Source organism: Candidatus Nanogingivalis gingivitcus (assembly GCF_004151455.1).
In the GTDB taxonomy this organism is placed as follows: Bacteria; Patescibacteriota; Saccharimonadia; order Saccharimonadales; family Saccharimonadaceae; genus Nanogingivalis; species Nanogingivalis gingivitcus.
On record NZ_PRLK01000008.1, the window covers coordinates 1 to 25921 of the forward strand.

Sequence of the window (25921 nt, forward strand, 5' to 3'; positions counted from 1 at the left end):
ACCTATCTTGGTACGTAGCTGTTATTGGAGTAGATATTTCGAATATATTGGGTAAGAATATTTTTAAATTATTCTTAGATATTTCGGTTACGGCAGAGCAAATAGGAGGAAAAACTGGTTTTGATAGTCTTGTAAAAGATGTAGCCTCGTTTTTGGCAGCTGGTGCAGGGCTTGTTACTGTAGTTGCTGGAGCAGGAGGTATTTTAGCTGCTTTAGCTGTTGCCGCATTTGGAATTTTTAGCTTTGTTGTTATTTTACTTGTTCGCCAAGCTGTTATTATTTTATGTGTGGTTGCTAGCCCTATTGCTATTGCAGCTATAGTGTTGCCGAATACAGAAGGCTTTTTCAAGAAGTGGTTTAGTATTTATAGAAGTATGATTTTTATATACCCAATGGCTAGTATTATTATGGGAGCGGCCATATTAGCTTCTACAGTTCTACGAAATACGCAAGGTATTGGCGACCTTGAAAAAATCTTATTCACACTTATTCCTGCTATGGCACTTATTGGAACTGTTAAGATTATTAAAACCACTTTACATGCATTAGGTTCTATTGGAAATAAAATATCGGGCGTTTTGAACAAAGGAGGTGAGATTACTGCCAAAAAAGCTAGGGAAAGCGATATGAATAAGGCTATTAATAGAAAAATGCTAAATGGGTCAAGTCCACTTCGTCATGCCTCCATTCCATTAGGTAAGGGGCGCAGATTACATTTTAGTAGCCGTACAAGAGCAATAGCCGAAAAAGCTCGGCAGGATGCTCATGATGCTAAACATTTAAATTATACTAATGAAAGTGTTGTGAGAGCATATGGAGATAAAGAAGAACTTTCAAGCACGCAAGCAGCCTTGCTTAGAAGTGCGCAAGCTGGTTTAAATAAAGCAGAAAATGATAATATTAAAAACCTCGCTACTATATATAGCCACGATATCGATGAGATCAGAAAAGGTAATTTTACAAACTTAGATGATAGAGATACTTATGATAAGCTTCGCAACTCTGGAGATATAGCAGGTGCTGAGAAATTTAAAGAATCAGTTATTGTTAAATATGTGCAAGAAGCTATGACTACCGGAGAAACTCAAGATCATGGTAAGGCTTTAATGACTGCACTTTATGAAACTGATGGCATTAAACCAGAATCAATTATTTCTTCATCTCTATCAACTCTTTCTAATGAGCAATTATTAAAAGATAAGTTACAGATAATGGCGCAAGGAATGGCTACAACTGCTTATATAGGTAAGCTTGGACAAAAGGATGCTACGGCTGAATCAATGCTTAAACTTCATGCTTTTGGTGATGGTAATAAGTATGGCCATACTTACCAAAGCGTAGCTCAAAGTGAAGCCCCACATTCAGGGCTTACTATGGATAAGCTTCTTAGCCAGAATAAAGATTCGCTTACAAATACTAGCCAGTTTGTTGCAAGTAATCTTAACAATAAAGACAATCTTACTAGTCAAGCAAGTGCTAAAGAAATTGCTAAGATGGCCGCTGATATCCTTCATAGCCCTCAAAAAATGGCCTCCCTTGGTGGCGATGAGCGTAAAATATTAATGGATATAGCTAGCCATAATCCTACTACTTCAGATGGCAATAAGGAACCTTCACCTCAAGTAGGTCAGTCTAATAAAGGCACAACAAGTAGTAGCGCTTCTCCAACTGTCGCCGTTATTAGCTCGGATGAAGCTAAGTTAATGGCTAAGAAAATAAGCGAGGAAGTTGATTTTGGTAAGCTTACAGATTCACAAAAAGAACTTATTAAATTAGCTAATAATAACGATACAAACAATAACCTTGCCGATAACCAATTAGTAAATGCTGCTACACGTGTACATTTAGAACAACAGGCTAAAGATATGGCTAACTACCAAAAAAACCAAGTAGATAACTTACATAGGGCAATGCAAAGTGGTCAATACAATAGCTTAATGAATAAAGAATATAGCACTCTCAATAATCGTGAAAAAATTATTGTTGATGCTATTCGCCAAGTAAAGAAATAAATTTTTAGCTACATACTTTATTGATTTTATGCTAAAATTTAATTATGTTAGATATTAAATTCATTCGTGAGAATACCGAGAGGGTAAAACAGAATACTCTAGATAAAGGCTATAAAAATGTTGATATTGATAGAGTAATAGAATTAGATCAAGAGCGTAAAGCTTTAGGGCAAGAAATTGATTCCTTAAGGTCTAGGCGTAATGAGATTGCTAATAGTATGAAAATTGCTAAAAGCAAACCATCGAGTGAATTAATTGCTGAAGGTAAGGAACTTAAAGAAAAAATTTCTGCTTTAGAAGATAAATACCGTCATATTGACCAAGATTTTATGACTATTCTTAAGTCTATTCCTAATATATTACAAGATGATGTGCCTATTGGTGAAGAGGGCGAAGATGAAGTTGTTAAGGAATGGGGCAAGGATATTACCGAAAAACGTTTTGGTTCTTCTATGATTGGTGCTGAAGATCACCTTGACTTTGCTAATAGAAAAGATTGGGTTGATTTTGAAAGAGGTACTAAAGTTGCAGGTACAAAATTCTATTTCTTAAAAGGTGAATTAGCGTTATTAGAGAATGCTATTTATCAATTTGCCTTAAACAAACTACTAGCTAAAGGCTTTAAATTTATGACCGTTCCACATATGGTTAATGGTAATGTGGCTACTGGCACTGGTTTTGCGCCTCGTGCTAGTGAACAAAGTGATGAATACTTTATTGAAAACCAAGATTTAAGCTTAATTGCTACTGCTGAAATGTCATTAACTGGTTATCACGCTGATGAAATACTAAATGAAGATGATCTTCCATTATTTTATGCTGGTTATTCTCCATGCTACCGTAAAGAAGCGGGAACATATGGAAAGCACACTCGTGGACTTTTCCGTGTTCACCAATTTAATAAGTTAGAAATGTACGCTTTCACCCTGCCGGAGCAAAGTAAGGATGCGCATGAGCGTATTTTAGCTGTTGAAGAGGAAATTTACCAAGAATTAGGAATTCCTTACAGAATAATTAATATTGCTAGTGGCGACCTTGGTGCTCCTGCATCTAAAAAATACGATATTGAATATTGGAGTCCTGTTGATGGCAAATACCGTGAAATTACCAGTTGCTCAAACTGTACTGATTACCAAGCACGCAACTTGAATATTCGTGTTAGAAGAAAAAATGGTGATATTGAAGTGTTACATACGCTTAATGGTACAGCTGTAAGCCTTGCACGTTGTTTAGTTGCCTTTATAGAAAACTTCCAAGATGGTGACGACTTATTAGTTCCAGAAGTTTTAAAACCATATATGGGTGGTAAGACTAGAATATAAAATAATAATTTAATAAAATAAGCACTATATATAGCGTATATGTAAAAAATACAACACTAAATATAGTGCTTTTTATTTTTACTTATGTTATAATTTAATTAGCTCAAGAAAAAATAAAATAAGGGGGTAACCATCATGAGCGATTTAGTACTTTACACAAAAAACGACTGCAAAAATTGTAGACTTATGAAAAATTTTCTTGATCACAAGGAAGTAGATTATGAAGTTCGCAATATGGATGATAGCTTTAAAGAAGAAGGCAAAAAAGTTTCTGAAAGATACCACATCTTGTCTGCACCAATTTTAGTGAATACTAAGATGGATATTGCAGTAGGGGGAGACTTCGACTCTATCAATAAAGCTGTTTTGCACCTTATTACTAAAAGCCCTGAATAGGGCTTCTTTTATTGACAAATTAAAAAGTTTATGCTAATATATAAAAAAGTAATAAACAAGGAAAGATATGATTTCACAAATTGACATTACAGGAAAAAACAAATACGAAATTGATGAAAATACCCAAAAATATACACGCAAACATATTGGTAAACTAGATAAATACTTGCCACGACATGCTAAAAAAACTGTGTCAGCTAAAGTTGTAATTGAACAAATTAATGGTGCAAATGACAATAAATATGAGGTTGAAGCTATTTTAACTATTCCAGATAAAACTCTTGTAGCTAAAGACCAAAGTAGTAATGTATTAGCTGCCGTAGATATTGTTGAGGCAAAATTAGAAAGCCAAATTCGTCGTTACAAAACTGAGAAAAACCCACGTATTGGTAAAAGTAGTATTATGGCTAAATTTAAACGTTCATTTAAACGTGGATAGCTAAAACAACTTTTTAAGCAGACCGAAAAATCAACCTAGTATATTTAGGTTGATTTTTATTTATTTTTATGTCATAATATGCTACATCATTGCCAAAGGAGGATATAAAAATGGCAAAGAACATTAACTTTAAGGTTAGTGTAGAGTACGGCTTATTACTAAGAATAATTACCTATTATTCTACTTAGAAACTAAGGTAGAAAAACCGGTAGGAAGAAGTAACGCGATAATGTATCTTAATGAGTTTGCTAAATTTTTAGACCATGAAGAAACATTTATTGTATTTAATTAGTATTTTTAAGAAGGGGTGATCTTATATGAATAATGCTAAGCGAAGTGAAAATGTAAAAACTCAGTTATATAAACTAGAGTTTTATTGTGATTATACTGGCGAAAATATTGGCGTTCGTATTATTGACTTGGTTGTTAATGTAAACGCTTTCGCTAAAGTGATTGTTTATATGTCGGTTGATATTGACTTGGTAGATGGAGGGATTTTTATTATTCCTAGCCAGGAGTCATTCTATGATTCGGCTGAAAATATTCTTTTAAAAGGGTATTTTATTGAAGGAGATGAAAATATTCTTAACATTCTTGATACATCTAACAAGATATATCAAGGTAAGCTAAAAAAATCTAAAAAAAACTAACAATCAGCTAACAGCAAACGTGGAAGCATTCTTTTTAAGCCTTAAAGATAAAGATATGCAAAAGTGTTATAGGGAATATATGTTCTAGTGGCACTTAAGCTTAAAGCCCTCTTAGAGGGCTTTTTTTTACTGTTTAATTATGGTAAAATTGTATCTAGAATTATACTGTTGGAAAGTAGAGAGGAATATGACTAAAAAAACTGCGAAAAAAAAGAATGTTTTAGTTGAAGATAATAAAACTGAAAAATTCCTAACTAAAGTATTTGGGGATCCACAAAAGAAAGTTTTACGACGTCTTCAAAAAAAAGTTAATGAAATTAATGCTTTATCTGAAAAATATAAAGAAATGACAGATGAAGAATTAAAAAATAAGTTTAATAATTTAACTTTAGAAGTTAGAGAAGAAGATAAAAAGACTGATCAACAAAAGTTAGATGCAGTACTCCCTGAAGTATTTGCATTAGTGCGAGAAGCAAGCCAAAGAGTATTAGGAATGCGTCATTTTGACGTCCAGCTTATTGGTGGTATGGTTCTACATGAAGGTAAAGTTGCTGAAATGAAAACAGGTGAGGGTAAAACACTTGTTGCCACCTTACCTACAGTACTTAATGCTATGACCGGAAAAGGTGTTCATGTTGTTACAGTTAACGACTACCTAGCACAGCGTGATGCAAGCTGGATGGGTAAAATTTATAACTTCTTAGGGCTTTCTGTTGGTGTAATTATCAACGAGGCTAGTTATATTTACGACCCTGAATATGATAATGCAAGCCATGAAGATGAAAATATGCGAAAGCTTCGCCCAGCTACTCGTAAAGAAGCTTACGCAGCTGATATTACTTACGGTACAAACAACGAGTTTGGTTTTGACTACCTAAGAGATAACATGGTTAATGAAGTTGATTTATTACGTCAACGTGAATTAAACTTTGCTATTGTTGATGAGGTTGACTCAATTTTAATTGATGAAGCGCGTACTCCTCTTATTATTTCTGCTCCAGCAGCTGAGAATCCAGAAAGCTATATTCAATTCGCTAAAATAGCTACTCAGTTGTCTGAAAATGATTATGACTTAGATGAAAAAAGACGCAGTGTAGCCTTAACTGATGAAGGTATTGATAAAGTTGAAAAACTTTTAGGTATGAAGAACCTATACAAGCCTGAACATACCCGAGCTGTTTATCATATGGAACAAGCTTTAAGGGCTCAAACTCTATTTAAGAGAGATAAAGACTATGTTGTTACTAACGATGGCGAAGTAATTATTGTTGATGAACACACTGGTCGCCTTATGAATGGCCGTCGCTATAATGAGGGGCTACACCAAGCTATAGAAGCTAAAGAAAAAGTACCAGTACTTCAAGAATCTATGACTCTTGCTACAATCTCTTTCCAAAATTTCTTTAGGCTTTATAATAAGCTATCAGGTATGACAGGTACTGCCTTTACGGAAGCTGAAGAATTTCAACAAATCTATTCTTTAGAAGTTATTCAAATTCCATCAAATAAACCAGTTATTCGTGATGATAAGGAAGATCTAATTTTTAAAACAGAAAAAGCTAAATTAAAAGCTGTTGCTGCTGAAATTAAACGTCATCATGAGGCAGGTCGCCCAGTTCTTGTAGGTTCTGCATCTATTGAAAAGAATGAGCAGATTGCTAAATACCTAGATAAAGAGGGTATAAAATATAACTTGTTAAACGCTAAAAACAATGAGCATGAGGCTTCTATTGTTGCTAAAGCTGGTGAAAAAGGTGCTATTACACTTGCTACCAACATTGCAGGTCGTGGTACAGACATTAAATTGGGTGAAGGTGTTAAGGAATTAGGTGGGTTAGTAGTTATTGGTTCCGAAAGGCATGAATCTCGCCGTATTGATAACCAGTTCCGTGGGCGTGGAGGACGCCAAGGTGACCCAGGCGAAACACAATTCTTCGTATCAACAGAAGATGACCTTATGAGAATCTTCCAAGGTGAGCGTATTGCTACTATTATGGATAGATTAGGCGTTCCAGATGATCAGCCTATACAACATAAGTCAGTTTCTAAAACACTAGAATCAGCACAAAAAAGGGTAGAAGGCTTTAACTTTGACACTCGTAAAAATGTTGTTCAATATGACAATGTTATTAACAGGCATCGTAAAGTTGTTTACACTATGCGTCGTAAAATTTTAGAGGGCGAGAATATCACCCCAGAATTTAAGCGATTATTCGACTTAAAGGTTAAGGAATTAGTATCTCTTCCTGCTAAAAATAATCCTAAATTTGCTGAAGAATTTATTGAATTCTTCCCAGTAGAAAAAGATACTGCTGAAGCAATTGGTTTAATCAGGAATGATAAAAAGCGTCTTGAACTTGCACGCCAAATAGTAGAAGATGTATATAAAGATAAAGAAGAAGAATTGGGTGAGGAAACACTGCAAAAAGTAGAGCGTGAAATATACATGCAAATACTTGATACTCTTTGGATGAACCACTTAGAAAATATGGGGCATTTAAGAGAAGGCATTCACTGGCGAAGCGTAGGGCAACGAGACCCATTAGTTGAATATCGTTCAGAATCTCAAAAGTTATTTGATGGTTTACAAAATACATTACGTGATGAAGCAATTAAAATTATTACGCGTATTAAACCTACTGATGTAGTAGCTCGTGACGAAGAGGACCACGAAACTGAATTGACACGTCTTGCAGAAAACTCTGTGGAAAAAGGTGTTAATGATATTCAATCTGGCGAAAAGAATAGAGATGATGAATTCGGCGGTGTAAAGAAAAAATCAGAGTCTGCAGAAAGAAGCAAAAAAAATAAAGCCCGCAAAGCTAAAAAAGCACAACGTCAAAATAAGAAAAAAGGACGTAAATAAATGAAGCACACCGTTGAGGAAGTACGCCTAAAAAATGGCGTACAAGGACTTCTTATTGATGTTCCAGATGCTGCGGTGATGAATTTTACTTTCCAATTTAGGGCAGGATCTCGCTATACAAGGTCGAGAGATATTTACGAGACTGCCCATATTATGGAACATATGGCTTTTGGTGCTAATGCTAGATTTAATAGTGAGCATGAGTTTGAGGCTGATTTCACTAAGAACGGAGCATATCATAATGCTTCTACTAGCGATATGAATATGAGCTATATAGCTGATTGTGCCGATTTTGAATGGGAAAGAATTTTAGACTTACAATTATTATCTATTGCAACACCTAAATTTAACGAAAAAGAATTTATCGCAGAAAAAGGAAATGTTCGTAACGAATTAACAGGTTACCTTAATAATAATGCTAGGTTGCTTTGGCCTAAATTACAACAAGCTTTTGGTGAGCAGGTTTTAACTTACGAAGAGCGTATTAAAACAATTAGCAATATTACGTTAAATGATATTAAGGAACATCATAAAAAAACACACACTACAGATAACTTGCGTTTTGTTATTGCTGGTAAGTTAACCAAATCACGTAAGAGTAAAATAATTGAAAAATTTGAAAACCTAGACTTACCTAGAGGTGAACGTTTCGAATTTATTGTTGATGACCCTAAAGTGCCAGAAAAACCGGTATATATTAATAGAAGTGATCAGAAAAATATTAGTTTCGGTTTTTCAGTAATAATTCCACGCCAGCTTGATGACTATGAAATGGATGCTATGCATGCCCTTAACCATATATTAACAGGAACAATGTACTCACGTATTTATGGTCAGGCACGTAAAAGAGGCTTAACCTATGGTGTGTACAGTGGTGCTAGCCGTAGTTTAAAAGATTCTGCTTGGGATTTTGAAGGGCAAACTAATTTTGATACAGCTAAACCGTTATTTGAGCTAATAGTTAATGAGCTTAAGAGGATAGCAGATGGTGATATAACGCAAGATGATATAGAAGCTATGAAAAGTTACGCTTTAGGATCTTTCCAAATGGGTGGACAAACAGTTCGTTCTATTGCTAATTTTTACGCTGGTAGATATTTTTGGGATGGTTTTGTTCGTGATTATAAAAAACAGCCAGAATATATTAAAGAGATTTCTGGAGATAAAATTTTATCAGTAGCTAGGGAATTCATTCGTGACGGTGTTTATTGTTTGGGTGCTGTTTCTAGTAACCAAGAAGAATTAGTGGAAGATATTAGCAATACTTTAAAAAATGTTTTTTGTAAATAATTAAACTTAAGAAAATAGCCCTCTTATCAAAAGAGGGCTATAAAAGTACTATAGACTAGTAGCTATCAAATTTGATAGTGCAGCGTTTCTTATTTCCCATTCACCAGGCAGTAATCTAGAATATTTACCACTATTGTTAGATTGGTAAATGTCTAAAATAATACCGTTTTCTTGACAGTAATGAATAGTTGTACCTGTTAGAATTTTATTATCCTTAAATTCTACATACAATTTTACACTTTCCACGCCATCAAATTTTTTAAAGAAGTTTTCCACTAAGTTGTAGAATTCTTTGATAGTGCGAGCTTTTCTGTCATTTTTAGCTTCAATAATGAAGGGAAGCTCACCGTTTCTTCTAGTTCTATTGCTAATTTTTACTTCTAGTTCCATTTTTGGAACCTCCTATAAAAGTACTCTAAAATAAATTTTTAGGCTTTAATATAATAACATAACTTCTTTAAAATGTCAAATTAAAAACCACCTCTATAAGAGGTGGCGAAGATCTCTACAAAGAATTAGCGAAATCCTGTGGTAGTTTTTTTAAAATTTCGTAATCTTCTACAAAATTTTGTTTACTAATAATTGCACAGTCGCCAAAAATTAAATCCATATTTGAATATTCTTCAAAATCAAGGATAAAATTAATATTTGCAGATTGAGTATTGGTGAAATCTCTAGACATAGTCCAGCTAAATTTTTCACGGTCTATTGATTTTTCTTTATTTAAAAAAGAAAAACAGTAGCATTTAGAAATAGAATTGTCTTCATTTTTTGCAAAGAAATTATTATAGTTATTCCCGTATAATAGGGGAATAATATAATAATCAAGTTCTTTAAAACGTGAGAAATCAAGTTTTTCAAATAACAGTTGATACTTAACTAAAATATCGATAGCCTTGAACTTAAGCCAAAATCTGTTTCCACATTCTAGCTCTCCGTTATAGAAATCAAAGCTTCCAACAATATTATCGTAAAGAACGACTTCTACTTTTTTGCTTTCAAGATCCATAACAACTTCGAATTCCTCGTTGATATTATGAAGATCTTCCAGCATAGCTTCATAAAGACGACGAACTTTAGCAAAAGTGGCAATATTTTCTACTTTCATTTGTAGTACCTCTTGTAAAATTACTCGACATAATGTCGGCAAAAGATATTATACACTAAAAAATATATAAATCAATGAAGAATATCTAAAATAATATTAAGGTGTGATAAAATATTAATAATAAAAAAGGAGACAAAATGAGAATAGCATTATTAGGGTATGGATTAGAAGCCAAAAGTGCCCATCATTTTTTACGGGAAAAATTTCCAAATGCTTTTTTTGATATTTATGACCAAAACAAAGAGGCTAAAATAGATCCCCCTAAAAATGCAGAGCTACATTTAGGAGTTAAAAACTTTAATAGTATTAATGCAGATTTAATTGTTCGCACTCCTGCAGTCAACCCTTACTATTTACCAAAAGATATTCCAGTCACTTCGGTAACTAAATTATTTTTTGAAAATTGCCCAGCCAAAATAATTGGCGTAACAGGGACTAAGGGGAAAGGCACTACAGCAAGCTTAATAGCTTCTATTTTAAATAGGTCTAATCAAAAGGTTCATCTTGTTGGTAATATTGGCTTACCAGCCTTAGATGTTTTAGATATTATTAAAGATACAGATATTGTTGTTTATGAATTATCGAGCTTTCAATTATGGGATATGAACCTATCTCCACAGGTTGCTGTTAGTGTAATGGTAGAACCTGATCATTTAGATAAGCACCCTGATTTTAGTGACTACCTTAATGCCAAATCAAATATTTCTCGACATCAAAGAGAAGGGGATGTTTCTATTTATTATGGTAATAATAATAATTCTAAATATATTGCCAGTTTTGGGGAGGGAGCTAAAAAATCTTATGCTAATGACAAAAATGTGTATGTAGAAAATGGCTATTTTATGTATAATGAACAAAAAATTTGTCCAACCTCAAGTTTATCTATTTCAGGAAACCATAATATAGAGAACGCTTGTGGCGCTATACTAGCGTGTGTAGAAATAGCAAAAATTAATGATTTTAAGCTGGATAATACTACTATAAAGAAGGGGTTAGCAGATTTTACTGGTTTACCTCATCGTCTTAAACTAGTAATGGAGTACCAAGATGTCAAATTTTATGACGATAGTATTTCTACAACTCCTGGTAGTACAATTGCAGCTATTAATGCTTTTTCATCTCCTAAAATTTTAATATTAGGAGGCAGTAGTAAGGGAGCTGATTTATCTAGTCTTTATAAGAAAATAGCAGAAGATAATACAATTAAAAAAGTAGTTATTATCGGTAGCGAAGCTGACAATATTGAGAAAGAATTGACTAATATTAATTATAACAATTTTATTAACTTAGGTATTAAAACAAATATGGGAGAAGTAGTGGGTGAATGCTTTAAAAATGCCAATAGAGGAGATGTAATTATTCTAAGCCCAGCACACGCTAGTTTTGATATGTTTAAAAGTTATAGTGATAGAGGAGATAAATTCGTTGAAGCAGTAAAACAATTATGCTATAATCTAGAACATGAGTGAAAAGAAGGTAGTGAGGAAAGCTGTAAAACATCCTTCAGTTAATGTTCTTAAAGAACAACTAGAGGGTTTTAAGCAATTTATTTTAAGCCAAGGTTTAATTGGTATGGCTATAGGTTTAATTTTAGGTACTGCAACAGGAGCTTTAGTTAAATCTTTAATTGATAATGTGATTATGCCACCAATTGGTTTAATACTTGGTTCAGCTGAGGGTCTAAAAGGTCTAAGGCTAGCAATTGGTAGAACAGTTAATGGAGAATTAACTTTTGTTAATTACGGAATATTCTTAAATGATTTAATCAACTTTGCAGTTATTACTGCTGTAGTATATTTTGTAATTGTATTCTTAACTAAATTTTTCGGTGAAGAAATTACAGCTAAAAAATAGTTATTAAATATGGATAAACTTCAAGCTCGTGTTCAAGTTATTTTAGAAGAAATAGACAAATCGGCGTTAAAGCTTGATTTGTTAGAAAAAAAATCTAAATTAGAACAATTAGAGCTTGAAGTTTCTAGCCCTGAAATTTGGAATAATCCTATTATTGCACAGTCTAAGCTGCAAGAAATAGCCAAGCTAAAAAAAATAGTTCAACCTTGGCATATTTTAAAAAGCCAAGTGGAAGATATATTCGAGCTTTTAGGACTAGGCGAAGATGAATTTTTGCCAGAATTTGAATCACAAATTTTAGCATTTGAACAGGAATTAACAAAAATAAAAAGAACACTATTTTTTAGTGGTAAATTTGATGATAAAGATGCTATAATTCGCATAACTTCTGGTGTGGGGGGTAACGATGCTCAAGATTTTGCCGAGATGGTAGAGCGAATGTATATTCGTTGGGCGAATAAGAACGATTATAGTATTGAGCATATTGAAAGAAGTGAAGGGGAAGAGGCTGGCATAAAAACTAGCGTTTTTGCTATTTCTGGTGATTTTATTTATGGTAGGCTTAAAGGGGAGAGTGGAGTACATAGGTTAGTTAGAATATCTCCTTTTAATAGTGGCGGAAGCCGTGAGACTTCTTTTGCTCTTGTTGAAATTTTACCAAAAATTGATACACCTAACGAGGTGAATATAGATGATAAAGATCTAAAAATAGATGTATTTAGGAGTGGTGGTAAAGGTGGTCAAAGTGTTAATACTACAGACTCAGCAGTACGTATTACGCATATACCAACAAATATCGTTGTGTCAATTCAAAATGAACGTTCTCAGCTTCAAAATAAGGAAACTGTAATGAGGATATTGCGTGGTAAACTTTTACAGCTTCAACTAGATCAGCATATAGAGGATATCAGCAAGCTTCAAGCTGGTAAATCTGCTGAATGGGGTGCTCAAATACGCAATTATATTTTAAACCCCTATAAGTTAGTTAAGGATACTCGTACAAAGTATGAAGAAAAGGACGTAGATAAAGTTTTAAATGGCGATATAGATGGTTTTATATGGTCGTATCTTGAAAAGAGCTAGAGGCTAACCTTCAAAAAGCTTGCGGCTACTTTTATAAGGTGATATAATTAAAAAGTAATGATTTTATTAGATAGAGTTACTAAAGTATATGGCAATTCATCTACGCCAGCTATAAATCGTGTAAGTTTGCATATTAAACCAAAAGAATTTGTTATTCTTGTAGGTACTAGTGGTGCTGGTAAATCTTCTTTACTAAAAATGCTTACACGTGAGGAAAAACCAACTAGTGGAAAAATTGTAGTTGGAGGAATCGATTACGATAAATTAAAAGATAAAGACATTCCACTTCTTAGGCGTAGAATTGGTGTTATTTTTCAAGACTTTAAGCTATTACCAAACCGTACAGTGTTTGAAAATGTTGCCTTTGCATTAGAAATTGCAGGTATGACAAATTATGAAATTAATGCAACAGTGCCAAGGGTTATTAAACTTGTAGGATTACAGGGTAAGGAAAAAAACTTCCCTCATCAGCTTAGTGGTGGAGAAAGGCAACGTGTAGCTATTGCTCGTGCTCTTGCTCGCCAGCCAAAAATATTAATAGCCGATGAGCCTACAGGTAACCTTGATCCTAAACATAGCTGGGATATTATTAGATTATTAGAAAAAATAAATGACTATGGAACTACAGTAGTTTTAACAACCCATAATGTTGAAATTGTTAATAAATTAAAGCGTCGAGTTATAACCTTAAATCACGGACGAGTAACACACGACCAATCACAGGGGAGTTATAAACAATAATGGAAAAAAATACTCATCATAAAAATACTACATCGGCACGATCAAAAAAACAGAACTCCAAAGTTATAATGGAGCAAAAGCGCCGTAAAAGAAGATTACTTACCCTATGGCGTATTACTAAATATGGTGCTAACAGTTTTATGCGTAATGCTTGGCTTTCTGTCGCAGCTACTGTTGTTATGACACTTACTTTATCTATTATTTTTACCAGTCTTGCCTCAAAAGCAATTTTAAATGATACTATTAGTGAAGTTAAAGATAAAGTTGACCTATCTATCTACCTTAAAAAAGATGTTAATGAAAATGACCTTCAATCTATACAAAAATCTTTAGCTAACTTATCATCAGTTAAAGAGGTTAAGTATATTTCACCAGAACAAGCTAGAAAAAATTTTGCTGAGAATAATTCTTCTGATGAAAAATTTAGAGCAGCATTGCTTGAGGCTACAAATGAATTTCCTGCAACTTTAAATATCAAAATGGTTGATATTGGTAATACTACTGAGTTAAAACAATTCGTAGATAATGACAAGACTATACAAAACAATCTTCATAAAACACGTAAGCCAACTTACGGAAGTCGCAAAGATATCATTAATAGCATTTCTAATACTTCTAACTTTATTGAAAAAATTGGTTTAGTTGCTGGTATAATATTCGTTATTTTAGCAAGCTTAATAATCTTTAACACTATACGTATGGCAATTTTTAACAGGCGTGAAGAAATATATATGATGAAGTTAATAGGTGCTAATAAAAGTTTTATTGCTGGTCCATTTATTGTTGAGGCAGTTATATGCGGTATTTTGGCGGCAGTTTTAGCTATGATTATATGCTATGCTGGTATTTTCTTAATTAAAGATAAACTATTAGTTTATGGAGTTCCTGTTGAATCATTAATCGCATTTTTACAGAATTATTTTATCGTTGTACTCATAGGCTTAATGTTGACAGGTTCGGCTATAGGTGTTCTTTCGGCTTTTACAGCAACTAGAAAATATTTAAAGATATAACTTTTAAAAAAGGGAGGGCTATTGAAAAAAAACTTAAATAATGTTAATATATTAAATAATAAAAATAATAAATTAATAAAAGAAAAAGAAAAAATGAAAATCACAAAAAAATTGCTCATCAATGGAAGTTTATCGCTAACAATGGCAGTTGCCAGCGTGATTGCTATTCTTCCTAAAAATGCTGATGCCGAGAAAACAACTCAGCAGTTAGAAAATGAAATTCAAGCTCTTCAATCACAAATAAATGATGCTGAATCTCAGGCTAAAAACTTACGAGATAAGGCTAAAACACTTCAAGCAGAATTGGCTGGAATTGAGAAAGAAAAATCTTTAATTCAATCACAATTGCAAATTTCCCAAGTTCAATACGAAAAATTGCAAAAAGAAATTAAAGAAACAGAAGAAAATATCAATAATAATAAAAGTGCTTTAGGTACAATATTGGCAGATATTTCGTTAGAAGAGAATATAACACCTCTTGAACGTATTGCTGGAAGTAGTAATTTATCACAAGCTTTAGATCATCTTGAATATCAAAGTTCAATTAAAGACCAGCTTGTTGAAAAAGTTGAAGCTATCAAGAAAGATAAGAAACGTCTTGAATCTAAAAGAGATGAGGTTAAGCTTACTTTAGAAAACCAAAAAACTGCCAATAAAGCTTTACAAGAAAAAATAAACCAGCAAAATACTTTGCTTGCTAAAACTAATGGTGAAGAAGCTGAATATAGTAAATATGCTAAAGAGCGTGGTGAAGAAAAATTAAAATTACAACAAGAGCAGCAAGAATTGATTCAACGCCAAATTCGTCAAGCATCTGGTGGGCAGATCCCAGCTTTACTTGGCGGAACAACTGCTTACCCTTGGAATGATTCAAACTGTTACGTAGATGCTAATGCATGGAGCTGGGGTGGATACGATGGTAACGGTAATGATGACATGGGTTATGGCTGTAGACAATGTGTGAGCTATACAGCATGGAGACTCCTAAAAGAAAAAGGTATTAGAGCTTTATGGTGGGGTAATGCAAATATGTGGCCAGCTAGTGCCAGAAGAGCAGGCTTTAGAACAGGTAGAGACCCTAAAGTTGGTTCCATAGGTGTAATTATGCGTGGTGCTTATGGGCATGTAGTATGGATTGATTCAATTGAAGGCAACTATGTATGGGTAAGCCAATACAATTACGGTGGTCCTCAAGGATGGGGTCATTTCAGTAGAATGCGTGTTCCAGCTAGCACATATGATACATACATATATTTTGATTAAATTTAAAAAAGACAGCCAGAATATAAAAGGCTGTCTTTTTTTAGGGCTATTTAAACAAGCTTATATGGTTATGTTATAATAGAGTAATGAATAGGGAAAAGAAGAAGATTGAGCTATCTACTACGATTATTATTGCTGGTATTTTAGCTGTTGTAGGTTATATATGTGGTACACAAAGTTCTAAAATTGAAGCTTTATTGGCACCAACTATCGGCTTAAAAGGTGACTATAATAAATTAGATCTATCTTCTGTTGAAAACACATACCGTAAACTAACAGAAAAATTTGATGGAAAATTAGATAAAAATAAATTAATCGAAGGGGCATCAAAGGGCCTAGTAGAAGCTGCTGGTGATGATTATACTACATATTTGAATAAAGAAGAATCTGAGGATTTTTCTAAAAACCTCAATGGAGATGTAGGCGCAGGTATAGGTGTAGAGCTTGGTAGTCGTAAAAATTTACCAACTGTTATACGTACCCTAAAAAATAACTCTGCTATTAAAGCAGGAATTATGGCTGGAGATATAGTAACTAAGGTTAATGATGAAGATGTTACAAAGCTAAAAGTGGGAGAAATTAGCCAAAAAATTAGGGGTGAAGAGGGTACGACAGTTAAAATAACAGTGTTGCGTGGAGATAAAGAAAAAGAGTTCTCCGTAGTTCGAGCCAAAATAGACAACCCTAGTGTTGAATTGAATATAAAAGGTGATGTAGCTATATTGAATGTTGCGCGTTTTGATGAGAATACAGGTAATTTAGCTAATAAATATGCTGAAGAAATTAAAGCTAAAAATATTAATAAGGTAATTTTAGACTTACGAAATAATGGTGGTGGATATGTTTCTGCAGCTCGTAGTCTAGCTAGTTTATGGATTGATAGAAATTCAGTAATTGTAACTGAAAAACAAGGTGATAAGGTAGTTGGACAAGAAAGGGCTAGTGGAAACAATATTCTAAAAGATAAAAAAACTGTAGTTTTAATAAATGGTAATACAGCTAGTGCTAGTGAAATAGTAGCAGGAGCTTTAAAAGATTATGCTAAAGCAACTATAGTTGGTGAAAAATCTTTTGGTAAAGGTAGCGTTCAAGAACCTATTCAAATTAATGATGATGCTTTATTAAAAGTTACTGTAGCAAAATGGTATACTCCGAAAGGTAAAAATATTAATAAAGAGGGGATTCATCCAGAAAAAGAAGTTAAATTAACTGAAGATGATGTTAACAATTCTAGGGATCCTCAGTTAGATTATGCTTTAGATACTCTCAAATAGCTTGCGTTTAAAAATAGAATAAGGTAAAATAATTGTATGAATAAGAAGAAAATCTTACTTGTAGAAGATGACGAAGTCTTAGCAAGCGTGTATCGTGCAAGGCTAGAGATGGAAGGCTTTGAAGTTGAAGAGGTTCACGATGGAGAGAAAGCTTTGTCAGTTGCTATTAATTTTAGGCCTGATTTAATATTGCTTGATGTAATGATGCCTAAAATAAATGGCTTTGATGTTCTAGATATTCTAAAAAATACCCCAGAAACGATGAATATGCGAATAATTATGCTTACTGCTTTAAGCCAAGAAGCAGACCGTGATAGAGCCGAGAAATTGGGGGTAGATGATTATTTAGTAAAGTCTCAAGTTGTTATTGCTGACGTGATAGAAAGAGTTAAACATCATTTAGGGATGGATGACGATAATATCTAAAACACTAGCCGTAAGGCTAGTGTTTTATTATTAGTATTTAAATAAAAAAGTTAAGAGAATAAAAAATAAAAGACCTTAGATAGGTCTTTTATTTTTATGTATTAAGCAACTTCTACTACAGTTCGCTTAACAGTTTTGCCAGTAAATAATTTTTTCTTTACTTCTTTGAAACTTACAACACCATTTTTTGAAGCATGGATTGTAAAGTTTCGGCTCATGTAAGTGCCTTCACCGGCTAATTTAGTTGCACCAGTTTGACGAACAAGAACTTCTCCTTCGTTAACTTTTTGGCCGCCAAATCGTTTTACGCCAAGCCTAGCACCTGCATTATTGTGGACGTTTTTACTTGAACCACCTGCTTTAACTTTTGACATTTTTACTCCTTATTAGTACTAATAATTCACGCGCCACCACTTGATTTTCGCGAAAGTATATCAAGCTATTTGGCTTAACGCGCAGAAATTCTTTTCTATTGTACCCTAGTTCCTCTAAAAAGTCAACAAGGGGGAGGTGAGAAAAATCTCCGTTTTTGGTCCTCCATGTAGGAATAGCAATACATAGTGGTGTACCTTCAGGAATTTGTTTTGCTAAGTTTTTTAAAAAATTAGATATTATTTTATTGCAAGTTTCTTTAACTTCCGATAGCTTTTTGCCGCTTGGCGGAGCAGAAAAAGGTTGCCCAAGATAAGTTTCACAAGTGATTGCTGATAAGGTATTGGCATATTTCCAGCAGTTACTAGTAGCGTCTGCTATAGCTATATCCTTAACTTCGCCAAAAGGCTTAAATTCTTGCATCAGCCACTCGATATTTTGTTTTGAATAATCTACCATTTTAGGATTTAAATCACTTCCATAAGCCTTAAATCCTTTTAGTACGGCCTCTTGTAAAACAGTTCCAGTTCCACAAAAAGGGTCTAGAATATTATACTCTTTTTGTAATTCTTTACCGTAAAAACTTAAAATTTTAGGTTGATCTTTACCGCTTGCTAGATTAATTATTGTTTGTGCAAGCTTAGGTGGAAGCATTCCTACAAAGGCATCTCGCTTGGGACGATTTTGATCTCTTCTAGCATAAGAGGTAATATTTTGGCTTCCCTCACTTACAGCAACAATAATACCTTTACTTGTACCTACGGCAATTAATTCTATCTTATTATCACTTAATCCAAGCTTATTATTGTGTGATATTGCAGTAGATAGGTTGGTGTCTTTTTTATTATTAATTGTTCTTATTGATACACCTTCCTTTTTCATTTTTTGCTTAATAATTCCAAGTGTTTTATTAATTTCTGTGGCGGAAGTTTTTATATTGTAAGATGATATACCTAGAGTTATTTTATGGTTTGCATTTTTAAAATCACGCACGAAATCTTTTACGATTTTTTCAGATATAGTTTTCCAATCTTGTGTTTTTACCTCAAATACGACTTCACCAACTTTTAATATTGAGCCAAAGTGGGATATATTTATTTTAGGTGTATTAATTAGACAAGCACTTTGGCCGAGTACTCTTATATTTTCTCCACTAAAAATACTTTCTAATTCTGCAATACCAATTTCAGGTTGTCTACCTAGGATAGCTATTTTCATATCTCTATTTTATCATGGCTATAGATTTTTCATTCAGTTTAATTAATTTACAAGGTATAAATATGAGAAATATTTTTCATGATATAATAAAAAACATATGCAGTTCAATTTTGATGAATTTGAAGATCTAATAGTTAGCCAAACAACTATTAGTGATAGTGAAATAATTTTCACACCATCATTGCTAGTAAATACTATTAATCAAAATTTTAATTATAATTATCCGCTTATTACTATAAGTGGCGAGGTTGCTAATTTTAAAATTAATCAAAATAAATTTGTTTTTTTTGATATTAAGGACAGTAATTCTACTGTAAATTGTTTTATGATGTTATTTGCTATGAAAATGCCAATTCAGGATGGTATGCAAATTATTGCAAAAGTAGAACCAAAAATTACCGATTGGGGAAAGTTTAACTTAACCGTTAAAGAAATTAAACCCGTAGGAGAGGGTAATATTAAAAAAAGCCTAGATATAATAAAAGATAAACTAGCTAAAGAAGGTATTTTTGATCAAAGCCGTAAACGGCTAATACCACGCAGCTCTAATAATATTGCCGTTATATCTAGCACGGAGGCGGCTGGATACGCAGATTTTATCAAGATTATAAACGAACGTTGGGGCGGCATTAAAATAAGGGTTGCTCATACGCAGGTGCAAGGCGAAAGCGCTAGCAAGCAAATTATTAATGCTGTTAACTATTTTAATCAAGTCCAAGATTTACCGGATTTAATTGTTATTATTAGAGGTGGAGGTAGTGCCAACGATCTAATGGCTTTTAATGATGAGCTATTAGCTAGAACAATTGCAGGCTCACGAGTTCCAGTTATCACTGGTATTGGTCATGAAATTGATTGTACTCTTTCTGATTTAGCTGCCGATTTTGCAGGGTCTACTCCCAGTAACGTTGCTCAAATTATAACACGAGATAGACAAGATGAAATTATATATTTAAATAATTATATTAATAATTTTAGTAAAAAAATTGTTCATATTCTTGATGAAAAGAAGAATGAAATTAATATAACTATTAATAATATTCATAGTTATATTATGCATAATATTGATAATGAGTTACATAATTTAAACAGTAAAATTCGGCTTTTAGATAATTTAAATCCACAAAAGGTTTTGAGTCAAGGATATGCGTTAGTAAGAGGCAGGGTAGAAATTAATAGTATTATAGATATTGAAACAAATAGCAATATAATTAAAGCAGAGGTAAAAGATGTCACAACAAAATAATTATGATTCTAAGATGAAACGAATAGAACAAATTATAGAAAGTATCGAACAAGGTAAGGTACCACTAGTTGAAGTTGAAGAAAAATATAAAGAAGCCGTAAGTCTTGCCCAGTCAGCTAAAGAAGATTTAATCAATTTAAAAAATAAAATAGAAGTATTAAATATTGATTTTAATAGCAACAATAGTAATGACTAATGCTTGAATTTTAGATTAAACATAAGTATAATATTAAGTATGAACAAGAATTTTAAACGTGGTATGATTGAGGGTTCCACAATCGTTATAATTTTATTATCAGTAGCTCTTATTGGTATGGGTGCTTTCGGCATTTGGGCTTATATAAATTATACAGAAGCTCGCACAGATGTTGATGGCCAAAAAGATGTTGCAGCCCTCCAAGCAAAAAAAGAACAAGCAGAAGAAGATGAAAAGAAGTTTGCTGAGCGTGTTAAAGAACCTAACTATGTATTCCATGCTCCAGCCGACCTTGGTGGTGTACAATTTAATTATCCAAAAACATGGAGTTCCTATGTGGATATGGATAATTCTGATGGTAAAGGTTATTACGCTTATTTCCACCCTTCAGTAGTCCCACCAGTACCAAAAAATAAAATTATTCAACAACGCTTTGCGCTTCGTATGTCTATTACACAAGGTGCAGTAGCTGATGCTCTAAAACCTTTTGAAAAAGCTATTAAAAAAGGTGAATTAGCTACAGAAGCTGCTACAGTGAATGGTAGAGAGGCTACTAAAGTAGAAGGCTTATTCCCTAACGATGAAAATAAGAATGATCGTATCCGTGGAATTGCGTACTACTTTAAAGTTAATGATAAAGTTTTAATGATTAGAACTGATGCAGCTACGTTTAAAAAAGACTTTGATGATATAGTTGCTAAGACTATTAAATTTAATTAATAATTCTTTTACAAAAAAATAGCCTTTTGCTATAATTAAAGCATGGATAATGCGGAGCTTTTCAGTCTTGAACCAGCAAATAATAATTTCTTTATTGCTGCTCATGAAATGAAAGCTCCGCTTTCTATTGTTCGTCAATTAAGTTTAACATTAAGTAATGAGAATATTCCATTATCCTCTAGCGATAGGGCACGTATATTATCTCAAATAAGTGCTACTAGCGAAAGAGCTTTAAGGTTAGTTCAGGATTTAACTAAAGTAGCAAGCCTTGAAGATGCTTTATTTGAAATGTCGCCAATTAGTACGCGTAGAGTTTGTAAGGATATTGTTAGAGAGATGGCTGATATTTACCGTATTAGTCGTAAACAAATTGTTGTAAAGAAAATTGCTAAAAATACAGACCTTGCTTATGCTAATTATGATTTATTGCGTTCAATACTTTTAAATTTTAGTGATAACGCATTATATTCATCACATAAAAAAACAAAAGTAGAAATTTCTACATACTATAATAAGGGCAAAATACGTATTTTGGTGCGTGATTATGGTGATGAGGTACCATTAAATATTTGGAGGGCAATTAAAAAAGAGCAAAATAAGCCTGTAAAATCAGGCTCTCGCCCTGAAAGTTCAGGCCTTGGTTTATTTATTGCGCAGAATTTTGCTAATAAAATGGGTGGAAAAATTGGGCTAGTCCGCCACCGTAATGGTAATACCTTTTTTGTTGAATTGAATAAATCTGAACAATTAAGTTTAATTTAAAATATTTTATGGCTAAAATACTAATTATTGAAGACAATCAAATAATGGCTGATAATTTTACTCTTATTCTAAAAGGTTTTTTTGATATTGAGTGTATTAATTCTGCAGAAGGGGCTATGGATATAATTAATAAAAATCTTCCAGATATAATAATTTTAGACGTATTGTTAAATGGCCATTCAGCTTTTGCACTTCTTAATGAACTTCAGAGCTATCAAGATACGGCAAATATACCAATAATCATCTGTTCTAACTTAGCCAATCACTTAGATATGAAAACTATTAGGCATTATAATGTTCATAAAGTTATTGATAAATCAATTATTACGCCAGATATCTTAATAAATAGTTGTCGCGAGATAGGGGCTAATTTTAAGTGAAACAAATAAAAACTTTTGCTTTAGTGCTTAATCGTACTAATTATGGTGAGGCAGATCGTATTGTAAATTTCATTACTCCTTTAGGTAAGAAAGTAGCTATGGCTCGTGGTTCAAGAAAACAAAAATCTAAACTAGCTAGTGGCATAGAGCCTTTCGCCCTTAATGAAGTTGTTTTTCTAGAAGGTAAAACAGATCTATATACGCTATCGTCGTCTCGTATGGTTGATTTTTATAGATATATATTACAAGATTTTAGTCGTACAGAATTTGCTTATAGGGCAATTAAAAAAATTAATGCTTATAGCGAAAATATTGATGGGGGTAATTTTTATGATATTTTATTACAAACTTTAATTAGTTTAAATAATCAAAAAAATAGTTTAGAAATAGTTGAGTATTGGTTTGAGCTTCAATTAGCATTCACTATTGGCGAAGAGGTTAATCTGCAATACGACAATAATTCAAATAAATTAGATTCTTCTAGGAATTATAATTTTGATATTTATCAAAAAGTATTTGTTGAAGATATAAATGGACGATATAGTTCTGAAGATATTAAGTTTTTACGCTTAATGTTAACATCAACTCCAAGTTTAATAAGTAGGGTAGTAGGAAGTGCTGAAATTTTGGCGAAAGTTAAGCCAATTATAGAATCATTTATTGGCAGGTAACTTATTGCTAAAAAAACTATTTTTATTATATTTATGTTTATGCTATAATTAAGGTAATTATTAATTATAATAACTTAAGGTTTTATAGGGAGTACAGTGAACTATTTGAGTGGGTTTTTAAAAACTAAAAAAACTAATAATATATTATTAGTTTCAGCAGTATTTTTTGCTTTTATTGCGTCTTTAATTTTTATTAATGCTAACCATTACAGTTCTGCAAATAATGGTAATGTTAACACTAGCGAAGTTATTGCAAGGGTTAAAGATCGTTTAAAAACTATTGATTTTAATAATAGCCCTGCTGTAGCAAAAATCCTTGAACCTTCACGTTATTCTACTGTAGATAAAACTAATAAAAAATTAGAAATACAAAAAGCTACTGGTCGTAAGTTTCAAGATATTACTGATGACGAAGTTTTGGCTGCATTACGTACAGATAATCTAGAACTATCTTCGCTTTCCAGTAGTTTCAGATTTGCGCAGGATAATCTAGAAAATTCTTTATTATCAAAAATAATTGCAGGATCTAAACTGCCAGCAGGTTATACAGGTGATGCTAATAGCTATTACGAGAACCTAATTAATAATAACGCTGAAAAATTATTAATAGGAATAGCTTATATTTACCGTTTATATAACTTTGAAATGGGCAACCAAAATATTGCAGAAGCTTTGCTATTCAATCCTAGTCAATACGGCAAGGATGTTAGCTCTATTGATTGGCTCATCAATATAGGTAGTTTAAAAGGTGATGAATTAAAAATTGTTAATAATCAAAAAACATTTAAAAAAATCTTTGCTAGTGTAACTAATGCATCTAATATACCCCAGTTCTTAGAAGAGAGCCGTAATAAATTTATGAATGGTGCTACCTTAGCTGATTGGTATGTATTAACAGCTAAAACTAAAATTATTGAAACTCCATCAAAAGAAAAAGCTAATGCTACCTATAAGTTGTATGATAAGCTTACAAAGGATTCGGCGAGAGAAAATTATATTTTACCTCTTTTGACATCTAAAAATATATACGCTATATCTAACCCATTAACAATCACTTTGGGCGATATTGACACTTATGTTAATCGTGATTTAGCTACCAATACTAATGAATATGCTAAAGAATTAAAAAACTTTTATATAAAATTAGAAGAAACAGCTAAAGAACAGCAAAATTTTGTAGATTTTTGGTATAGAACTGCTAAGCCAGAAGTTCGAGATAGACTAAACCCAAATCATTCAATCGTTGTTTTAGATAGTCTAAGAAGGGCGACTTCAAATCCAAATGATACAGCTTCAAGCCAATGGTCAACTAGGGCAGGTAATAAAGCTTCATTAGGTGTAAGTGAATTTTTATCACCGATGAACCTATATGGTGCGTTCACTTTTGCTGATGCTCAGGCTGAGGGTGACGCCATAAGGTTATTTATTGCAAAAGCTTTGGAAAGTCGCGGAAAAAGTGCTTATACGCATGAGCTTACGCATATTTTAGAAAAGTATGTTTGGTTAAACAATAACGGCACTAGGGATGGCTTAGATGTTGAGTTTTATGCAATGGGTCTTTATGAAAGTAATAACACTAACGAACCAATATATAATTTAAACTTGATTTTTGATAGAAATAATAATCCGAATCGTTACAGCAATAGCTCACCAAATCGTTTCACTACACCAGACGACCTAAAAAGCTATATGCATAATAGTTTCGACGTTCTTTATACTCTTGATTATGCTGAAGCTCAAGCTAGCTTAAATAAAGATAAAACAACTAAAAAGAGTCTATTCAATAGAACAAGGCAGGTAGAGGATCAGCGAAGACGATTTAACCCAGGGAATGGTAAGCATACTGTAGATTTATTTGAGAATATAACAGAAGATGAAGCCGATAGACTAAAAACTATTAATGACTTAATCGAAAATAATATTGTTTCAGGTCGTTACGAATTTAAGGGTAGAGATACGATAGGTAAATCAGAAAGTAACGGCTACTATACAATACCACTATTTACACCTAACTATTCTGCTGTACAAAATGAAAATGGTGTTTCTGGTGACATCGCTATGCGTAAACAATTTTACGAAATATTAGCAGAATATGGTTATTACGACGGAGTTGTTCCTTATATCTCTAATCAATATAAAAATGAAGCTACTGCTGAAAATAAAATTTTATCAGATACGTTTATTTTGAATAAAATTTTTGCAGGTAAATATGCAAATATTACTGAATTTAAAAAAGCAATGTTTACTGAAAGAATTAATAAAATAGCTAAGCTAAAACCTATAACTATTAATATTGATGGCACAGAATATAATATTGATAGTTACGACAAAATCTCAGAGCTTATGACTAAAGCTATAGATTCAGACCTTAAAAAGAATGTTATAACTGGTACTGGATTTAGGCGATATTTACCTAGCGAAACAGCTGTAGAAAAATTAAAACAGGCTATATATAAAGCTTATATGAATTCTACTGATGACTTCCGATCAACAATCTATAGGGAGGATATGACTGATAATAACTCTTCATCAGTAAATAATAACGCAGATATAAACAATAATTCTAATGCTAACGCAAATGCTAACGCAAATGCTAACGCAAATGCTAACGCAAATGCT

General features: G+C 32.7%; 26 protein-coding genes. 22 read left to right on the forward strand and 4 right to left on the reverse strand.

Annotated elements, in window-relative coordinates; translation table 11 throughout:
- The 7 genes from G6CMJM_RS02560 to G6CMJM_RS02590 all read left to right on the forward strand — a co-directional run.
- A partial coding sequence (locus tag G6CMJM_RS02560) for a TrbL/VirB6 family protein (protein ID WP_129718912.1) occupies nt 1–2012 on the forward strand: 2012 nt, incomplete at its 5' end.
- 44 nt (nt 2013–2056) lie between these two features.
- On the forward strand, nt 2057–3334 hold the full coding sequence (serS, locus tag G6CMJM_RS02565; protein ID WP_129718913.1) for a serine--tRNA ligase: 1278 nt from the start codon (nt 2057–2059) through the stop codon (nt 3332–3334).
- Nucleotides 3335–3469: 135 nt separating this feature from the next.
- Complete coding sequence (locus G6CMJM_RS02570) at nt 3470–3730, forward strand: glutaredoxin domain-containing protein (protein ID WP_129718914.1); 261 nt, start codon at nt 3470–3472, stop codon at nt 3728–3730.
- A 67-nt stretch (nt 3731–3797) separates the two neighbouring features.
- A complete protein-coding gene (hpf, locus tag G6CMJM_RS02575) occupies nt 3798–4169 on the forward strand; it encodes a ribosome hibernation-promoting factor, HPF/YfiA family (protein ID WP_129718915.1) in 372 nt (123 codons plus the stop codon).
- A gap of 317 nt (nt 4170–4486) precedes the next feature.
- Entirely contained in the window at nt 4487–4819 is a 333-nt protein-coding gene (locus tag G6CMJM_RS02580; protein WP_129718916.1) for a hypothetical protein, read from the forward strand.
- 187 nt (nt 4820–5006) lie between these two features.
- Nucleotides 5007–7685 carry a preprotein translocase subunit SecA gene (secA, locus tag G6CMJM_RS02585; protein WP_129718917.1) on the forward strand — a complete coding sequence of 893 codons (2679 nt, stop codon included), beginning with the start codon at nt 5007–5009 and terminating at the stop codon, nt 7683–7685.
- Nucleotides 7686–8975 (forward strand): M16 family metallopeptidase, encoded by a 1290-nt coding sequence (locus tag G6CMJM_RS02590; RefSeq protein ID WP_129718918.1) that lies wholly within the window; start codon nt 7686–7688, stop codon nt 8973–8975. It begins immediately after the preceding gene.
- A gap of 48 nt (nt 8976–9023) precedes the next feature.
- Here G6CMJM_RS02590 and G6CMJM_RS02595 read toward each other — a convergent pair whose 3' ends face one another.
- Together G6CMJM_RS02595 and G6CMJM_RS02600 are read right to left on the reverse strand one after the other, a co-directional pair.
- Nucleotides 9024–9365, reverse strand: coding sequence for a hypothetical protein (locus G6CMJM_RS02595; RefSeq protein WP_129718919.1), 342 nt, complete (start codon nt 9363–9365; stop codon nt 9024–9026).
- Nucleotides 9366–9480: 115 nt separating this feature from the next.
- The gene (locus tag G6CMJM_RS02600) at nt 9481–10083 is read right to left on the reverse strand and encodes a hypothetical protein (RefSeq protein ID WP_129718920.1); all 603 of its coding nucleotides are present in this window, start codon (nt 10081–10083) and stop codon (nt 9481–9483) included.
- Nucleotides 10084–10220: 137 nt separating this feature from the next.
- Here G6CMJM_RS02600 and murD point away from each other — a divergent pair, with 137 nt between their 5' ends.
- The 8 genes from murD to G6CMJM_RS02640 all read left to right on the forward strand — a co-directional run bounded on the left by murD (nt 10221) and on the right by G6CMJM_RS02640 (nt 17737).
- Nucleotides 10221–11552, forward strand: coding sequence for a UDP-N-acetylmuramoyl-L-alanine--D-glutamate ligase (gene murD, locus G6CMJM_RS02605; protein ID WP_129718921.1), 1332 nt, complete (start codon nt 10221–10223; stop codon nt 11550–11552).
- Nucleotides 11545–11937, forward strand: coding sequence for an MscL family protein (locus G6CMJM_RS02610; protein WP_129718922.1), 393 nt, complete (start codon nt 11545–11547; stop codon nt 11935–11937). Before murD ends, G6CMJM_RS02610 begins: the two co-directional genes overlap by 8 nt.
- Before the next feature lie 9 nt (nt 11938–11946).
- Nucleotides 11947–13020 carry a peptide chain release factor 2 gene (gene prfB, locus G6CMJM_RS02615; protein ID WP_129718923.1) on the forward strand — a complete coding sequence of 358 codons (1074 nt, stop codon included), beginning with the start codon at nt 11947–11949 and terminating at the stop codon, nt 13018–13020.
- A gap of 57 nt (nt 13021–13077) precedes the next feature.
- The gene (gene ftsE, locus G6CMJM_RS02620; RefSeq protein ID WP_129718924.1) at nt 13078–13761 is read left to right on the forward strand and encodes a cell division ATP-binding protein FtsE; all 684 of its coding nucleotides are present in this window, start codon (nt 13078–13080) and stop codon (nt 13759–13761) included.
- Nucleotides 13761–14774: a cell division protein FtsX gene (locus G6CMJM_RS02625; protein WP_129718925.1), complete on the forward strand. Its 1014-nt coding sequence runs from the start codon at nt 13761–13763 to the stop codon at nt 14772–14774. Before ftsE ends, G6CMJM_RS02625 begins: the two co-directional genes overlap by 1 nt.
- A 21-nt stretch (nt 14775–14795) precedes the next feature.
- Nucleotides 14796–16037 (forward strand): CHAP domain-containing protein, encoded by a 1242-nt coding sequence (locus G6CMJM_RS02630; protein ID WP_129718926.1) that lies wholly within the window; start codon nt 14796–14798, stop codon nt 16035–16037.
- Between the two features lie 86 nt (nt 16038–16123).
- Complete coding sequence (locus G6CMJM_RS02635; RefSeq protein ID WP_129718927.1) at nt 16124–17311, forward strand: S41 family peptidase; 1188 nt, start codon at nt 16124–16126, stop codon at nt 17309–17311.
- A gap of 36 nt (nt 17312–17347) precedes the next feature.
- The gene (locus G6CMJM_RS02640; RefSeq protein WP_129718928.1) at nt 17348–17737 is read left to right on the forward strand and encodes a response regulator; all 390 of its coding nucleotides are present in this window, start codon (nt 17348–17350) and stop codon (nt 17735–17737) included.
- A 101-nt stretch (nt 17738–17838) separates the two neighbouring features.
- Here G6CMJM_RS02640 and G6CMJM_RS02645 read toward each other — a convergent pair whose 3' ends face one another.
- Together G6CMJM_RS02645 and G6CMJM_RS02650 are read right to left on the reverse strand one after the other, a co-directional pair.
- Complete coding sequence (locus tag G6CMJM_RS02645; RefSeq protein WP_129718929.1) at nt 17839–18111, reverse strand: 50S ribosomal protein L27; 273 nt, start codon at nt 18109–18111, stop codon at nt 17839–17841.
- Nucleotides 18098–19327, reverse strand: coding sequence for a DNA methyltransferase (locus G6CMJM_RS02650; protein ID WP_129718930.1), 1230 nt, complete (start codon nt 19325–19327; stop codon nt 18098–18100). Before G6CMJM_RS02650 ends, G6CMJM_RS02645 begins: the two co-directional genes overlap by 14 nt.
- Nucleotides 19328–19424: 97 nt before the next feature.
- Here G6CMJM_RS02650 and xseA point away from each other — a divergent pair, with 97 nt between their 5' ends.
- From xseA to G6CMJM_RS02685, 7 genes are all read left to right on the forward strand, one after another.
- A complete protein-coding gene (gene xseA / locus G6CMJM_RS02655; RefSeq protein WP_129718931.1) occupies nt 19425–20573 on the forward strand; it encodes an exodeoxyribonuclease VII large subunit in 1149 nt (382 codons plus the stop codon).
- On the forward strand, nt 20557–20769 hold the full coding sequence (gene xseB / locus G6CMJM_RS02660; protein WP_129718932.1) for an exodeoxyribonuclease VII small subunit: 213 nt from the start codon (nt 20557–20559) through the stop codon (nt 20767–20769). Before xseA ends, xseB begins: the two co-directional genes overlap by 17 nt.
- 39 nt (nt 20770–20808) lie before the next feature.
- A complete protein-coding gene (locus tag G6CMJM_RS02665; RefSeq protein ID WP_129718933.1) occupies nt 20809–21489 on the forward strand; it encodes a hypothetical protein in 681 nt (226 codons plus the stop codon).
- Nucleotides 21490–21531: 42 nt separating this feature from the next.
- Nucleotides 21532–22251, forward strand: a complete 720-nt coding sequence (locus G6CMJM_RS02670; protein WP_129718934.1) for a sensor histidine kinase — start codon at nt 21532–21534, stop codon at nt 22249–22251.
- 8 nt (nt 22252–22259) lie between these two features.
- Nucleotides 22260–22631 carry a response regulator gene (locus G6CMJM_RS02675; RefSeq protein WP_129718935.1) on the forward strand — a complete coding sequence of 124 codons (372 nt, stop codon included), beginning with the start codon at nt 22260–22262 and terminating at the stop codon, nt 22629–22631.
- Complete coding sequence (recO, locus tag G6CMJM_RS02680; protein WP_129718936.1) at nt 22628–23302, forward strand: DNA repair protein RecO; 675 nt, start codon at nt 22628–22630, stop codon at nt 23300–23302. The genes G6CMJM_RS02675 and recO overlap by 4 nt, the downstream gene beginning before the upstream one ends.
- Before the next feature lie 96 nt (nt 23303–23398).
- A partial coding sequence (locus G6CMJM_RS02685) for a ZmpA/ZmpB/ZmpC family metallo-endopeptidase (RefSeq protein ID WP_206660773.1) occupies nt 23399–25921 on the forward strand: 2523 nt, incomplete at its 3' end.

Coding starts and splice junctions, on each gene's coding strand:
- xseB (WP_129718932.1), top strand. CDS start 20,557: ATGTCACAACAAAATAATTATGATTCTAAGATGAAACGAATAGAACAA.
- ftsE (WP_129718924.1), top strand. CDS start 13,078: ATGATTTTATTAGATAGAGTTACTAAAGTATATGGCAATTCATCTACG.
- G6CMJM_RS02625 (WP_129718925.1), top strand. CDS start 13,761: ATGGAAAAAAATACTCATCATAAAAATACTACATCGGCACGATCAAAA.
- hpf (WP_129718915.1), top strand. CDS start 3,798: ATGATTTCACAAATTGACATTACAGGAAAAAACAAATACGAAATTGAT.
- murD (WP_129718921.1), top strand. CDS start 10,221: ATGAGAATAGCATTATTAGGGTATGGATTAGAAGCCAAAAGTGCCCAT.
- G6CMJM_RS02675 (WP_129718935.1), top strand. CDS start 22,260: ATGGCTAAAATACTAATTATTGAAGACAATCAAATAATGGCTGATAAT.
- G6CMJM_RS02580 (WP_129718916.1), top strand. CDS start 4,487: ATGAATAATGCTAAGCGAAGTGAAAATGTAAAAACTCAGTTATATAAA.
- G6CMJM_RS02670 (WP_129718934.1), top strand. CDS start 21,532: ATGGATAATGCGGAGCTTTTCAGTCTTGAACCAGCAAATAATAATTTC.
- xseA (WP_129718931.1), top strand. CDS start 19,425: ATGCAGTTCAATTTTGATGAATTTGAAGATCTAATAGTTAGCCAAACA.
- G6CMJM_RS02590 (WP_129718918.1), top strand. CDS start 7,686: ATGAAGCACACCGTTGAGGAAGTACGCCTAAAAAATGGCGTACAAGGA.
- G6CMJM_RS02570 (WP_129718914.1), top strand. CDS start 3,470: ATGAGCGATTTAGTACTTTACACAAAAAACGACTGCAAAAATTGTAGA.
- G6CMJM_RS02600 (WP_129718920.1), bottom strand. CDS start 10,083: ATGAAAGTAGAAAATATTGCCACTTTTGCTAAAGTTCGTCGTCTTTAT.
- G6CMJM_RS02595 (WP_129718919.1), bottom strand. CDS start 9,365: ATGGAACTAGAAGTAAAAATTAGCAATAGAACTAGAAGAAACGGTGAG.
- G6CMJM_RS02645 (WP_129718929.1), bottom strand. CDS start 18,111: ATGTCAAAAGTTAAAGCAGGTGGTTCAAGTAAAAACGTCCACAATAAT.
- serS (WP_129718913.1), top strand. CDS start 2,057: ATGTTAGATATTAAATTCATTCGTGAGAATACCGAGAGGGTAAAACAG.
- prfB (WP_129718923.1), top strand. CDS start 11,947: ATGGATAAACTTCAAGCTCGTGTTCAAGTTATTTTAGAAGAAATAGAC.
- G6CMJM_RS02610 (WP_129718922.1), top strand. CDS start 11,545: ATGAGTGAAAAGAAGGTAGTGAGGAAAGCTGTAAAACATCCTTCAGTT.
- secA (WP_129718917.1), top strand. CDS start 5,007: ATGACTAAAAAAACTGCGAAAAAAAAGAATGTTTTAGTTGAAGATAAT.
- G6CMJM_RS02665 (WP_129718933.1), top strand. CDS start 20,809: ATGAACAAGAATTTTAAACGTGGTATGATTGAGGGTTCCACAATCGTT.
- G6CMJM_RS02640 (WP_129718928.1), top strand. CDS start 17,348: ATGAATAAGAAGAAAATCTTACTTGTAGAAGATGACGAAGTCTTAGCA.
- G6CMJM_RS02650 (WP_129718930.1), bottom strand. CDS start 19,327: ATGAAAATAGCTATCCTAGGTAGACAACCTGAAATTGGTATTGCAGAA.
- G6CMJM_RS02635 (WP_129718927.1), top strand. CDS start 16,124: ATGAATAGGGAAAAGAAGAAGATTGAGCTATCTACTACGATTATTATT.